Here is a 13013-nt window from a genome sequence, read left to right as displayed (position 1 = left end):
CGATCTCAAGTGAGCTGGAAGCTCATGACTCTAGCAACTGCGAATAGACGCAGACCTTTCATTCCAACAAGAAGGCTAGACATGAAACGTATTCCCTTGGTGTGGCAAATCGTTGCCGGGCTATTGCTTGGCGTGCTTGCAGGTTGGTACTTCAATACGCATCCGCACTATCAGACATGGGTGAGTGCGGAGATCCTCAAACCGCTCGGTGACATCTTTATCAAGATGATGAAGATGGTGGTTGTTCCGATCGTGTTCTGTTGCATGATTTTGGGGATCGCGGGCGGAGGTGACAGCAAATCGTTCGGGCGTATGGGTGTGAAGTCGCTCGGCTACTTCTTTGCGATTACCGCGCTGGCCATCGTCATAGGCCTGTGTTTTGCCAACCTCTTCGAACCAGGACGAGGAACCGATATTTCAGGCCTTTCGCATGGCGCTGCATCGATCACGCTTGAGCCGTCCAAAGGGGCGCTGGTGATTTTGCAGAACATCGTTCCAGACAACGTGATAGTGGCAATGTCAGAAGCGAAGTTGCTGTCGGTACTGTTCTTCGCTGTGCTGTTGGGGCTGGCGTTGAATGCTTTGCCCAAAGACAAAAGCGCGCCATTTATTGCGGTTGTTCAGAGCCTTTCCGATGCGATGTTCAAGGTGGTTTCCATTGTGATGGCCTACGCGCCGATAGGGGTGTTTGGCATGATCGGCGCGACCGTCGCGACGTTTGGTTTTGCCTCGCTGCTGCCGCTGCTCAAGTTGATTGGGGTGGTGTATCTGGCGCTGATGGTGTTCGCTTTAGTGGTACTGGGTGGCATTTGTTATTTGATTGGCGAAAACATCTTCAAGTTGATCCGCTACTTCCGTAATGAGTTGATTCTGGCGTTTTCCAGTGCCGCCTCAGCCGCCGTCATGCCGCAACTGATGACCAAACTGGAGAGCTACGGTGTACCGCGTCGGATCGTCAGTTTTGTGGTGCCGGTGGGGTATGCGTTCAATCTCGATGGCGCATCGATTTTTCTCGGTGTGGCGACCATTTTTGTGGCGCAACTCTATGGGATCGACCTGTCTCTGTCGCAGCAGATTCTGTTGGTCGTGACGATGGTACTGACCTCGAAGGGCGCCGCAGGTGTGCCTGGGTTTGCAATCGTGATCTTGTCAGCCACCTTGGCCTCTGCCGGTCTTCCGTTGGAAGGTGTGGCATTGATCGCCGGCATTTTCAGGATTATCGACAGCGGCACCACCACGCTCAATGTACTGGGCAATGCGATTGCGCCGCTGGTTATCAGCAAGTGGGAGAAAGTCGCGCTAGAGCCTTCACGAACGGGTCATACAAACGACCACCTGTGTGACCAGGTGCAACGCTGCCGGTAACAGTCGTGAACACGATGGCAGCTTTTGAAACAGCATCATCACCAGCAAACGCCTGCTGACAAAGAGGCGTATTTTTTTAACCCTTCACTAGACGACCGGTCTATTCAATCGAGGACTTTATGACGGCTAATACTTTTGACACCGACCTTTTTTCGCCCATGCAAATGGGCGCACTCCAATTGGCTAACCGAATTGTCATGGCACCTGTGACACGCAGCCGAATGGCCGAAGACGGCGTACCGAATGAAATGCACGCGACTTACTACGCCCAGCGCGCCAGTGCAGGCTTGATCATCGCCGAAGCGACCAATATTTCTCCCCAGGGGCGGGGTTACGCCATGACCCCGGGTATCTGGTCGGAGGCACAGGTAGCTGGCTGGAAAAAAGTCACTGACGCGGTGCACGCGGCGGGCGGAAAAATCGTCAGTCAGTTGTGGCACGTGGGGCGCTTTTCGAGTGTCGAGCTACAACCCAACGGAGAAGCGCCAGTAGCGCCTTCGGCGATCAAGGCCGAAGGCAGCACTTACACCGAGAAAGGCTTTGTCGAGGTGTCGATGCCTCGCGCATTGGAAACCTCGGAGATTCCAGGAATCATCGAGCAGTACAAACTGGCCGCAGAGAATGCCCGGCGAGCCGGTTTCGATGGTGTGGAAGTGCATTCCGCCAACAGCTATCTGCTTGACCAGTTCCTGCGCGACTCCACCAATCAACGCACTGACCCATATGGCGGCTCCATCGAGAACCGGGCTCGACTGACGCTGGAAGTCACCGCCGCCGTGATTTCGATCTGGGGTAGCGATCGGGTCGGTATTCGCCTCTCGCCAGTCACACCCGATGCCGGAAATACACCTCCCGACAGCAATGTCATGGCGACTTACGGTTACCTGATTCAGCAGCTCAATCAATTCAATCTGGCTTATCTGCATTTTGTCGAAGGCGCCACGGCGACCTCCCGCACGGTCCCGGAAGGCGTGGATCTGGACGCGCTGAGTGCGCAGTTCGAAGGGCCATTCATTGGCAATAACAACTACGACCTGCCGATGGCGCTAGAGCGTCGTGCGCAGGGGCGGATCGATGCGGTGGCGTTTGGTCGTTTGTTCATTGCCAACCCCGACCTCGTGGAGCGCTTGCGTCGCGGGATCGAGCTCACCATCGCGCCACGCGAGAGTTACTACGGCGGCGGTGCCAAGGGTTACATCGACTGGCCAACCGCGAACGCCTGAACGACGGCATTTATCGATAAGAGGTAATGAGCATGAATTATCTGCAAGACAAAGTAGCCATCGTCACCGGCGCGTCTTCCGGCATCGGCGCCGCCACCACCCGCGCGCTTGTCGCCCAAGGCGTGCGCGTAGTGGCCGCCGCACTGGATGAACAGGGTCTGGAAAGCTTTGTCGCCGAGTTGCGGGCGGGCGGTAACGAAGTGGTCGCTTTTACCACCGACGTGACTCAGGCGCATCAAACCCAAGCGCTCGCGCAATTTGCGCATGAGACCTACGGCACCGTAGACATTCTGGTGAACAACGCCGGGCTGATGCTTTTTTCCAACTGGGTCGACCTGGCGGTACAGGACTGGGAAAAGATGATCGACGTGAATATCAAAGGCTACCTCAACACTACGGCGGCGGTGCTGCCTTTCATGCTGGAGCGCAAGTCCGGGCAGATTCTCAATATGGACTCTGTTGCCGGTCATCAGGTCGGACCGGCGGCCGGTGTTTACAGCGCAACAAAATTTTTCGTTCAGGCCATGACCGAGTCCATGCGCAAGGAGCTCGGTGTGCAGCACGGCATCCGCGTCAACACGGTCAGCCCGGGTGTCATCAATACCGGCTGGGCCGACAAGGTCAGTGATCCTGAAGGGCGCAAGGCTGCCCAAGCGCTCAACCGAGTTGCCATCGCCCCCGACGATATCGCGGGGGCCGTGATTTACGCGCTCAACCAACCGGAAAACGTCACCGTCAACGACTTGATCATCTCGCCGACGCGCCAGGATTGGTGACTGTTTACCGAGCCTCGTCCGTAAACCTTCCTTGCTTTCTTCAGCCATTTACCAACTCAGGAATACCTCATGTCCACTTCAACTTATGTTCAGGAATACAACGCAATCGTCGACGTGCTCAGCCAGTACAACGAAGGTGGTGCCAAAGCTGACAGCGCCTTGATGAAGCCCGCATTCAACCAGCAGGCCACCATGTTCGGGGTCAACGAAGGCAAGCTCGTCGGCGGTGCGATCCAGAACCTGTACGACGTCATCGATAACGCGTTCCGCCCATCTCCGGAAGCGCAAGCAGCGATCGTTCGCATCGACATCGTAGGCACGGCAGCCAGCGCCCGGGTCGACACCGACAATGTTTCAGGATTCCGTTTCACCGACTTCTTCAACCTGCTGAAGGTTGAAGGTCAGTGGACGATTGTCAGCAAGATCTACCACACCCACCCAAGCGCCTAAGCCGTTGAATGCAATTGGCGAGGTGCGTCGCGCCTCGTCCTTACTGGAAGGACAGACCCATGTCGAAAAACATCAAGGCAGTACCCACCGCTGAGTACAACGCTGTCATCGCCATTGCCAATCAGTATGTTGAAGGGCTGCGTGTGGGCAGTGCACAGAGCGTTGCGCAGGCGTTTCATAAAGACGCTGTGATGTACGGATTCACCAATGGTGAACTGCTGGGCGGCCCGATCAGGAATCTGTTTGATTTCGTAGAGAAGAACGGCGATGCCCCGAACATCATCACCCGACTCGACGTACTGGCGATCACGCCAACCACCGCCGTGGTTCGTGTCGATATGGAACAGGATGCAATCGGCGCTGATTACAACGATTACCTGACCCTGATCAAAATCGACGGGGCCTGGAAGGTCATTGCCAAGGTTTATCACCAGTTCGAAGGTTGAGCGTCTTCCGATCCCGGTTGATCCATACCGGGACCGGATTTCATCCACCTCTGACGTGCGCAGAGGTCAGGTTCGAAAACAGTTGATTTTGAGGGTGTACACGATGTCGATGGTTGAGTTCTCCGCTGTCCTGGACAGCGATATAGCGCACGTCTGGAGCGTGTTGAAGAGGTTTGGTGAGATTGGTAAATGGCATCCCTCCATTGTGGAAAGCAGCATTGAGGACAACCAGCCCGATGGATTGATTGGCTGTATTCGCAAACTCACGTTGGTCGACGGTGCGGTGGTCAGGGAGCGTCTTTTGTCGGTCGATGATCGCAATACGATGCTGTCTTATCGCTTCGAGGAAGCTCCGTTACCGTTGGACAACTATGTAGCTACTGTTCAATTAGCCTCGCTGACTGGACAGTCAAAGACGTTCATCCGTTGGTCTGCAAGCTTCGATCTGCAAGATCTCACTACTGCCGAACACTATGAGGCGCTTGTTAGAGGACTGATCGTAGACGGCCACAACAGTCTCCAGTCATTTCTCCAGCGACAAGCTGAGGAGGGCGGTGAAGCAGGGTGAGGGCAGGGCCATGCCATTGGAAATGACAATTCAGCCATTGGAATGCCAGGAATGCGGTTAGAGTGACCCTCCGTCAATCCATCGTTATGTGAACAATGAATCGTCCGCTGTTTGTTTCTCTGGATGGGCCAAAAGGCACCGGCAAAACCACGCTGTTGGAGGCCGTTACGACGGCACTGAGGGCCGGCAACAGGAAAGTCATCCGGCTCTGCGAGAGAAAAAGCGATCCTTTCCGGGGTGAAACCATGGCCCTGATCAACTCGCTTGTCAGAAATCCTTCCCGGGATCTGGAATGGGCTGTGTGCCAGCGCCTGGCTGATAGTCGGCGCTGGATTTCCCGAAACGTGCTGACGGAGCAGCCGCTGGACAGCATCATCCTGATCGATCGCTGGTATCCGTCTGATGCAGCGTTTCGCCGATCTATCCCGTTTGCCGAGATTCTCCAGTTGAACCTGGATCGAGATGTGCGAGTGCCGGATCTGCATGTTGGCGTCGTCACCGATCCGGATATTTCATGGGCAAGGGCTGCGACAAGATCGCGAGGATTGGGCGGCACTGTGATTCAGAAGCACGCAGAGCATTTGTCGTGTACGGAGATGTTCGAGCAAGCGGTCAAGGAGCACGGTTGGGTTTTGTGCCGTAATGAGAGAACAATCGAAGACGCTACGATGCAGGTGGTTTCTGAGATTTATAGGGTGCTGGGGTGATTGTTGGAGTGGAGACAGATGTTGGTGCAGGAAGGCGCGTAGCGTAATACGTGGTTTAACAAGTGGGCGATGTCAAATGTTCATAAGCCTCCGAGATGCTTATCAGAGTTTGCTGAGCGATCGATAACTAGAAAGGACTGTTCACCGATTTATGTTCATGGCGCCTGGGCCGACACGGTGAGTGAGCTGTTTCCCTTCTTTGTTGCAGCCTGTTAGCCTGTTTTTCCCTTTGACTAAACCTCATGGATGCTTATGAAAATTCGCCGTTTCTCGCCAGGAGATGAGGCCGCGTTGTTTCGTGTCTTCTTCTCGAGCATTCATCAACTCGCGGCGGTTGATTACACTCAACATCAAATTGATGCTTGGGCACCAGAAGACATTGACCCGCAGTACTGGACGACACGGATGCGAACAATCAATCCGTTTGTCGCTGAACACAACGGCGAAATAGTGGGCTATGCCGATATTCAGTCCAATGGTTACATCGACCATTTTTTTGTTTCCGGTGTCCATGCTCGTCAAGGCATCGGCACTCTTCTTATGGGTCGTATCCTCGAAGAAGCGAATATGCTGGGAATTCGAGAACTCACTTCAGACGTCAGTCGCACCGCTGAGATCTTCTTTGAGCGTCACGGTTTTCATGTAGTGGAGAGAAAGCTCTCGGTCACCCGCGGTGTGTCGTTGCCGAATGCGCTGATGCGTAAAGAGCTGAAGTGAAAGGTGAGTTCGACCGACTTAGAACCTATAGTGCTGTAGCGCGAGGGTTTCCGGCTGGGGTCGGTTTTATGATCCTTTGCAAATCTTCGCCTCGGACGGGTAGTTGCAATATACGAAGTGAGGGTAGTGAGCGTTTTTTGGCCCACTCGGCAAGGTGACGGCGCTCCTGAAAGTTCACATCCGAGGTGAGAATGATCAGGTTTATCGCGCGATACCAAGCAAGGGATTTCAGGCAATCGCTGTCCCTGCGAACTTCAAAATTGTCGAAGATCAACGTTTCGAATCGATCTCCAGCTTCGAGCAGTTCTACAACCTCTTTTGCAGTGCTACGAAGCGTAATATTGAAAATCCCCAGGCGGTTAAGCAAGCGTGTGAACTCCAGCATCTCGCCAAAACGCTTTCCTATCACGACGACTCTCTCTTGAGTTCTCTGCATCGCTACGTCTCCAAAAAATCGCAAAAGCCTATGCAATTGATTGAGGGTTGTGCACAAGAAAAATCTTGTCTGGGGCCGGGTATATTCTCGAATATGCTCTGGGGCTCACGAATCCGTCGAGGCCAGAAAGTTATTCAAATCGCTGAGCAGGTTCTCAACGGACTGATACAGTTCATCAACGACTTTCGCAAACTCCGTACTATCGGGTCCTGAACAGGCAAGTTGCAATTGATCACAGGCGTTTATCACGCGGTTAGCCATTATGATTCTTGCTACCCCCTTCACGCGGTGGGCCAGGTCATATAAGCCGATATGGTCGTCCAGGGCGAACAACCTGAGAATATGCCGTAAATCTTCCTCGCTCTCGCGGATGATGTCGTGTAGCAATTTAGTCATGAGCTCGGCATCGTGACTTGCGAGTTGTGTCAGGTTGGCAATGTTAAAGCTCGTCTGTTGTTGCGAAGATTCGCTTTCTGAGTCACGTGCATCGACCGGCGTTGCCAGGTGTTGCAGGCGTTTTGCCAAATCATCCAAGCTGACAGGCTTGAACAAACAGTCATCCATTCCTGCTGCCTTGCACATTTCCACTTCACGCGCCTGAGCATTTGCGGTAAAGCCTAAGATAAGGCAAGGGGCTCTAGCTGACGTTTTCTCCACGTGACGGATTTTTTTGGCCAGGTCGTAGCCGTTCAGAATGGGCATATTGCAGTCAGTGAACACGACGTCGAACCCGCCTGCATTCCAGGCACGGAATCCACTGATACCATCAACTTCATCGGCCACCTGATGGCCGAGATAGATGAGTTGTTGGGTCAGCAACAAGCGATTGGCCGGATGATCATCCACCACCAGGATCTTCAGTTCGCGACTCATGGGCATTTCGAGGATGCTGACCGCGTTACGGAGCTCGGGTGGTGCAAATTCCACATTAAGAGTTAACTCAACCTCCGTACCTTTTCCAAAGACACTCCGAAGATTCAAGGTACCACCCATCATCGAAGACAGTGCCTTGCTGATATTCAATCCCAATCCTGACCCAACCGAAAGTGAAGCGCTATCAGTACCCACTTGGCTAAAAGGCGTAAACAGTTTTGGTATATCTTCGGCCTTAATTCCCACGCCGGTATCGCGGACACAGACGTTTAACGCCAAGTGGCTGGTACTCCATCGATGCGCGCTGACATCGACGGTGACATTACCCTGCGAGGTGAACTTGATCGCATTACTCAGCAAATTGGAAAGTATCTGTTTGAAACGAAGTGGATCGATAAACACCTCGCATTCAGCCAACGCATCAACCTTGACGTCAATACTAAGCCCTTTCTGTCGAGCGAGACTGTGAAAAACGCGCGTGGTCGAAATGATAAGATCCTTCAACGCCACACGCTCAGGTGCGAGTGTCAGATGCCCCGACTCGACGCGTATGATGTCTAGTGTATTTCCGATGATACCCACAAGGTTTTTCGAAGAGTCGTAAGCGACCTCGATCGCCAGACGATCAAGTACCCCCTGCCGGGCTTTGATCATGGCAAGTTCCAACATACCCACGACAGCGTTCATCGGCGTCCTGATTTCATGGCTTATGGTTGCTACAAATTTTGTTTTGGCTTGACTGGCGCTATCGGCCTCATGTTTTGCTTCTATGAGTTTTAATAGCAACGCTTCACGCTCTGTGATATCCACCCACCCGCCAATTACACCCTTGATCACGCCATCATCATCCTGGTAGGGAACAACCCAATGGAAGGCGGTAATCGAACGATCTCCAGGAAGGTAGAGCTTCATGTCCTCCGAGTATTGTTCGCCCGTCGCCATCACATGCAGGTATCTATTTTGAAAGACATTTGCATACTCTGGCGGTATGAATGAGTAATCGGTCAGAAGCGTCCCGGTTACGTCGCTCGATGATAATCCTGTTTCTGCCAGATAACGCTGATTGCAGGTGATCAAACGTGCAGTTTGATCCCTCACATACATGGGATGGGGGAGACTATTGATAAGAGTCTCCATGAACTTCATTTGATCTCGCAACGCCTTTTCAGCGATGACTCTCTGGTTGATGAGATGCCGAAGGTACAGGATCCAGACGATGGCGACCGCGAGAAGAAGAACGGCCGACACAATCCATCGGTGATAGACACTGCGTGCAGCGACCAGCTCGGTTTTATCGATAGCCACATCACCGCCCCAACGGCTGGCCAACGCTCTCAACTGTTCCGGGTTGAGCGATGCGACCGCAGCGTCGAGAATAGAATATAAAAGCATATTCTCAGGACGTGTCCCCAATGCGAAGTGAGAAAATTTACCATCCACGACATTGGCGATGCGCAACTCATCCTTCTGATCTTTCGCAAGAGCATACTTGGCCGTTGCAAAATTCCCGATGCTGGCATCCACTTGGCCTGTTTTGAGTAAGTGGAGCGATGTATAAATGCCATCGGAGGGCACCTGTATTATGTCTGGATATTCCCGCCTCAGATAATCCACAAATTCGAGATTGGTAGTGTCGAAAGCGACGCGACGTCCCGCCAGATCAGAAATTTGTGTGATCAACGTATCCGACGCCCGGGAGATCAGAACTCTCGGAGTCGAGAGAAACGAACGGGTATAAACGATCTCAGCATCGGGCCGGATACCGGACAAATTAAGTACGACATCAACCTCGCCATTCGCGAGCTTCGTTCTGACCTCTTTTCCCGAGGAGCACTCTACGATTCTAAAATGTAGACCTGTAACTTCGCTTATGTATTCAAAGACATCAGCAGCTATACCTCGGTAAGCATAGTTTTGATCGTGAAAGGAGATAGGCGGGTAATCGGTGACAAGACCAATTTTGACCGGTGAGTTTTCAGTGATCCAGTGGCGCTCGGCGGGTGTCAGTTTCAACTCAGAGAGGGGTGAGGTGTTGATTGTGGTACCAGTCCAGCGCTGTATGATGCCTGCTTGTTTCTCTTGGTTAACAGCCGACAATACCAGGTTGACCGCGCGCTGAAGATCTTGATCGGATCGGCGAAATCTAAAGCGTATTGTACTCGAGACCTCTTCAATAGGGCTTAAATACAAGCCAGAAAAAAAGTTGGCATTGATCACGTGCGTCGCATCCAGTGCGCCCCCCACAAAGCCATCTACCAACTCGAATTTAACAGCAGCGATTGCTTCCAGGGAGCTCGGGTAATTTGTGATCGTAACGTTAGGGTATGCCTTGTGCAGAGCCGCCAGTCCAATAGAAGACGTCACCGCAGATAAATGAAGCACCCGCTGCGAAGAGTTGAGAGGGGGAGTCTTCTGTCGAGTCACGATCACGCTGGGATCCACCCAATAAGGGGACGATTCAATAAAGGACTCCGTGGAAGCGCGTGTCAGCCCCCGGGGGCCCAAAATGTCGACCTCACCATTAAGTAACGCGGTTTCCACCGACGCCTCATCAACATATCGCCGGACGCGAATCTCCACACCCAGCGCGTCGGCAATCAGTTCAAGGTAATCGGCGGTAATTCCGCTGTACTCACCTTTTAACGTTCTGATTTCCAAAGGAGGGGCGCCCGCAAGGGAGGTACCAAATGTGATAGTTTTTTTCTGCTGTAACCAACCCTTATTGAGAATTTTTTCGGACTGGCTGAGTGGCACCATGTGCGATCGCCCGTTCAGCGGTAAGGACTCGACCGCAGCGCTCGCCGCAAATGAAACCAATGTCAAGCTCCAAATCGCCAAGACGCAAAGCAATTCTGTCCTGTACTTCATTTATATGAGGTTATTTCGTTTGGCGAAGGCGGCAAGATAAACCACCGAGCGTACTTGGAGTTTTTCGGCAAGTCGTGTCTTATACGTACTAACTGTCTTGTTGCTCAAGAGCATAGCCTCGCCGATTTCTTTATTGCTAAAGCCACGAGCTAATTGCTGCAAAATAGCGAGCTCACGGTTCGAGAGATTCTGGATCATCAACTGTTCGGATTTCTCTGTGTCCGTGCGACACACCGAGCTTGTTGGCAACTCGGGGAAGAAGGGATAGCCACTCATGATGGCTCTGACGGCTCTGCGCAGCTCCGCAAAGTCGCCGGTTTTACACACGTACCCGGCGGCACCGGCTTGCATGCAACGGCGAGCAAAAAAGTTTGGCTCTTGAGACGTAAAGATCAAAACCTTGGTCGTCAGCCCATAAGTACCTATACGCGTCAGAACCTCCAAGCCATCAAGCATTGGCATTGCGATGTCCAGTATCAGTAACTGCGGGGAATGCGTGCGTACCATCTGTACCGCCTCAGCGCCATCGCCGGTTTCAGCGACAATATCAAAATTTTCTTCCTTCAAGAGCATCCGTACACCCACACGGATAATAGGGTGATCGTCCACAATCATCGCTTTCACATCGACACCTCTGTAACACCAAACCTTGAATAGCTCAGGCTGTCACCATGAGCAGATCAAGGATAGGTCAGATAGGAGCCGCGGTAATGTAGGAAATTTCTTACGTCTCGCCAGCCTCGCTCTGAGGTGTGCGATCTAGCTTGTCTGTGGACTGTCCCCGCGTTCCAGGATGCTGGCTAGCAACGATGCTGGCATGAAAAGAAATAGATCGCCGCATTCTCCACAATTAGCCACTTGGGAAATTTCCTACAGATACCACAGCTGATCCTGCTTACAGTGCCGCCATCACGACTTACCCACTCCTTCTATATAGGGATTTGAAATACCGTGAAGCGTCAATTCCCAACATACCTCGAAAGCGAATCTGGAGTCAGAGCTGCAGCAGCAAGCACTGCCCACTCTCAGCTACATATTGTGGCTGATATCAAACGAGGTTTGAAGTCACAGGAATTTAAAGCCTTTATACAGCCCAAGATTCATCTGCTTGATCGCCAGGTCGTGGGCGGCGAGTTGTTGGCGCGGTGGAATCATCCTATCAGGGGAGTTTTGTCAGCAGGGGAGTTTATCCCAGCGATGGTGCAGCACGGGCTGATCGACTCACTGCTCTGGGTATTATTCAAACAGGGGTTGGCACTTCAGAGACAGCTGACGCAAATGGATGCTGTAGTGCCTCTTTCATTGAATTTACATCCAGTGCAACTAGCGAACAAAAATTTGGTAGAGAGGTTAATTGAAGAAATAGAAAGAAATAACGTAAGGCACAGCAGCATTGTTTTTGAAATTTTGGAGTCCGCGACGCTCCCCGGTAGTTCCGCCGCTTACGAAAATGCGTTGCATTTAAGACGTGCAGGATGTGGATTGTCATTGGACGATTTTGGCTCAGGGTACTCAACGCTGGAGAGACTTATCGTATTACCGTTTACCGAGGTGAAGCTCGATCGGCCATTTGTCCAAAGAGTTCCGGATAATTTTCAGGTTGAGGCGATCATCTCCTTCGCACTTGCGCTTACAGAGAAGCTGAGCATGTCAATGGTGGTAGAGGGCGTCGAAACTGCCACGCAATGTCAGCGTTTGATTCAGCTCGGTGTGCAATATGCACAAGGCTTCTTCTTTGCACGCTCTATGCCTTCGGAAGTATTTGTTGAATATTGCGGTAAATTCGGAAGGGGCGTCTCCAGCGCCCGTACTCGGTTGTTTTGAGAGGAATGTGCGGAGGTTATTTTTAATCGCCTTGTCACCAGGCGCGAATAAATCAAGATTAATCGCACGACAGTCATGGCTTCCTAAAATCTATTAATGCAACTGGAAAACTTATGAAACAATACCTTAAAACGTTCGCGGCCGTATCGGCTGTTATTGCTAGTGTCCACTCCGTAGCTGCCACAAACGTGTCAGGTGGCGTGATCTCTTTTAACGGCATGATCACCGACACCACTTGCACAATCAATGGCGGCAAGAGTGCCGACTTCACTGTCGCACTTGCGCCTATAACGGTGGCAGAGGCTGGGACGACTGTAGGTCCAATTTCGAAGAACAAGAAGTCATTTTCAATGACCTTTTCGGGCTGTAATGCGGCCAGCAGTTCCGCGACTACGCCAGCTGCGCCGACCACGCCACTGATGATGTACTTTTCGTCAGCGGATAATATCTCCACCGATGGAAAATATTTGCTGAATACCTCGGTTAACGAGAGTGACGCGGCGGTTGCCAAAAACGTTGGCTTTTCTCTGGGCTTACCTGGAACGCAAACACCTGTGCAACTGAACACGCCGTTTAATACCGGGATTATCGGCGCAAAGAAATCGCCCGATTCAGACACCCTAGTGTTCGACGCTTACTATTACAAAACAAACACGGCTGCTGCAAAGGTAGGAGCAATAAGCTCTAGTTTGATATATACCATTTCGTATCTCTGATACGCCCTTCGAAGATCCAGGCCGCTACAGCAGGCCTGGTTTGA

Annotated in this window: 13 protein-coding genes; 10 read left to right on the top strand and 3 right to left on the bottom strand. The window is 52.2% G+C overall.

Annotated elements, in window-relative coordinates; genetic code table 11:
- The first annotated feature begins 81 nt into the window (after nt 1-81).
- From E3Z29_RS16925 to E3Z29_RS16890, 8 genes are all read left to right on the top strand, one after another.
- Nucleotides 82-1365, top strand: coding sequence for a cation:dicarboxylate symporter family transporter (locus tag E3Z29_RS16925; protein ID WP_134786392.1), 1284 nt, complete (start codon nt 82-84; stop codon nt 1363-1365).
- Nucleotides 1366-1484: 119 nt separating this feature from the next.
- Nucleotides 1485-2588 carry an alkene reductase gene (locus tag E3Z29_RS16920; protein WP_027611807.1) on the top strand — a complete coding sequence of 368 codons (1104 nt, stop codon included), beginning with the start codon at nt 1485-1487 and terminating at the stop codon, nt 2586-2588.
- Nucleotides 2589-2620: 32 nt separating this feature from the next.
- Nucleotides 2621-3364 carry an SDR family oxidoreductase gene (locus E3Z29_RS16915; protein ID WP_134786391.1) on the top strand — a complete coding sequence of 248 codons (744 nt, stop codon included), beginning with the start codon at nt 2621-2623 and terminating at the stop codon, nt 3362-3364.
- A 69-nt stretch (nt 3365-3433) separates the two neighbouring features.
- Entirely contained in the window at nt 3434-3814 is a 381-nt protein-coding gene (locus tag E3Z29_RS16910; RefSeq protein WP_134786390.1) for a nuclear transport factor 2 family protein, read from the top strand.
- Nucleotides 3815-3873: 59 nt separating this feature from the next.
- A complete protein-coding gene (locus E3Z29_RS16905; RefSeq protein WP_096796037.1) occupies nt 3874-4260 on the top strand; it encodes a nuclear transport factor 2 family protein in 387 nt (128 codons plus the stop codon).
- A gap of 103 nt (nt 4261-4363) precedes the next feature.
- A complete protein-coding gene (locus E3Z29_RS16900; RefSeq protein WP_134786389.1) occupies nt 4364-4828 on the top strand; it encodes an SRPBCC family protein in 465 nt (154 codons plus the stop codon).
- Nucleotides 4829-4923: 95 nt separating this feature from the next.
- On the top strand, nt 4924-5535 hold the full coding sequence (locus tag E3Z29_RS16895) for a dTMP kinase (RefSeq protein ID WP_098964012.1): 612 nt from the start codon (nt 4924-4926) through the stop codon (nt 5533-5535).
- Between the two features lie 252 nt (nt 5536-5787).
- A complete protein-coding gene (locus E3Z29_RS16890) occupies nt 5788-6252 on the top strand; it encodes a GNAT family N-acetyltransferase (protein ID WP_134786388.1) in 465 nt (154 codons plus the stop codon).
- 25 nt (nt 6253-6277) lie between these two features.
- Here the strand turns inward: E3Z29_RS16890 and E3Z29_RS16885 are convergent, their stop codons facing one another.
- From E3Z29_RS16885 to E3Z29_RS16875, 3 genes are all read right to left on the bottom strand, one after another.
- A complete protein-coding gene (locus E3Z29_RS16885; protein ID WP_134786387.1) occupies nt 6278-6688 on the bottom strand; it encodes a hypothetical protein in 411 nt (136 codons plus the stop codon).
- Between the two features lie 105 nt (nt 6689-6793).
- Nucleotides 6794-10318, bottom strand: a complete 3525-nt coding sequence (locus tag E3Z29_RS16880; RefSeq protein ID WP_167734142.1) for a transporter substrate-binding domain-containing protein — start codon at nt 10316-10318, stop codon at nt 6794-6796.
- Nucleotides 10319-10429: 111 nt separating this feature from the next.
- Nucleotides 10430-11044 (bottom strand): response regulator transcription factor, encoded by a 615-nt coding sequence (locus E3Z29_RS16875; protein ID WP_134787582.1) that lies wholly within the window; start codon nt 11042-11044, stop codon nt 10430-10432.
- A 336-nt stretch (nt 11045-11380) separates the two neighbouring features.
- On the opposite strand from E3Z29_RS16875, the gene E3Z29_RS16870 reads away from it, so the two are divergent.
- Both E3Z29_RS16870 and E3Z29_RS16865 read left to right on the top strand, forming a co-directional pair.
- Nucleotides 11381-12253 (top strand): EAL domain-containing protein, encoded by an 873-nt coding sequence (locus E3Z29_RS16870; protein ID WP_134786385.1) that lies wholly within the window; start codon nt 11381-11383, stop codon nt 12251-12253.
- Between the two features lie 113 nt (nt 12254-12366).
- A complete protein-coding gene (locus E3Z29_RS16865) occupies nt 12367-12969 on the top strand; it encodes a fimbrial protein (protein ID WP_134786384.1) in 603 nt (200 codons plus the stop codon).
- Nucleotides 12970-13013: the final 44 nt, after the last annotated feature.

It is taken from the genome of Pseudomonas sp. S150 (assembly GCF_004526365.1).
Lineage (GTDB): Bacteria > Pseudomonadota > Gammaproteobacteria > Pseudomonadales > Pseudomonadaceae > Aquipseudomonas > Aquipseudomonas putida_A.
The sequence above is the reverse complement of the archived record's forward strand: the minus strand, read 5'-3'. Positions and strand labels throughout refer to the sequence as shown.

What these genes read in the sequence shown, in the direction of transcription:
- E3Z29_RS16925 (WP_134786392.1), top strand. Translation starts at nt 82, where the DNA reads ATGAAACGTATTCCCTTGGTGTGGCAAATCGTTGCCGGGCTATTGCTT.
- E3Z29_RS16920 (WP_027611807.1), top strand. Translation starts at nt 1,485, where the DNA reads ATGACGGCTAATACTTTTGACACCGACCTTTTTTCGCCCATGCAAATG.
- E3Z29_RS16915 (WP_134786391.1), top strand. Translation starts at nt 2,621, where the DNA reads ATGAATTATCTGCAAGACAAAGTAGCCATCGTCACCGGCGCGTCTTCC.
- E3Z29_RS16910 (WP_134786390.1), top strand. Translation starts at nt 3,434, where the DNA reads ATGTCCACTTCAACTTATGTTCAGGAATACAACGCAATCGTCGACGTG.
- E3Z29_RS16905 (WP_096796037.1), top strand. Translation starts at nt 3,874, where the DNA reads ATGTCGAAAAACATCAAGGCAGTACCCACCGCTGAGTACAACGCTGTC.
- E3Z29_RS16900 (WP_134786389.1), top strand. Translation starts at nt 4,364, where the DNA reads ATGTCGATGGTTGAGTTCTCCGCTGTCCTGGACAGCGATATAGCGCAC.
- E3Z29_RS16895 (WP_098964012.1), top strand. Translation starts at nt 4,924, where the DNA reads ATGAATCGTCCGCTGTTTGTTTCTCTGGATGGGCCAAAAGGCACCGGC.
- E3Z29_RS16890 (WP_134786388.1), top strand. Translation starts at nt 5,788, where the DNA reads ATGAAAATTCGCCGTTTCTCGCCAGGAGATGAGGCCGCGTTGTTTCGT.
- E3Z29_RS16885 (WP_134786387.1), bottom strand. Translation starts at nt 6,688, where the DNA reads ATGCAGAGAACTCAAGAGAGAGTCGTCGTGATAGGAAAGCGTTTTGGC.
- E3Z29_RS16880 (WP_167734142.1), bottom strand. Translation starts at nt 10,318, where the DNA reads ATGGTGCCACTCAGCCAGTCCGAAAAAATTCTCAATAAGGGTTGGTTA.
- E3Z29_RS16875 (WP_134787582.1), bottom strand. Translation starts at nt 11,044, where the DNA reads ATGATTGTGGACGATCACCCTATTATCCGTGTGGGTGTACGGATGCTC.
- E3Z29_RS16865 (WP_134786384.1), top strand. Translation starts at nt 12,367, where the DNA reads ATGAAACAATACCTTAAAACGTTCGCGGCCGTATCGGCTGTTATTGCT.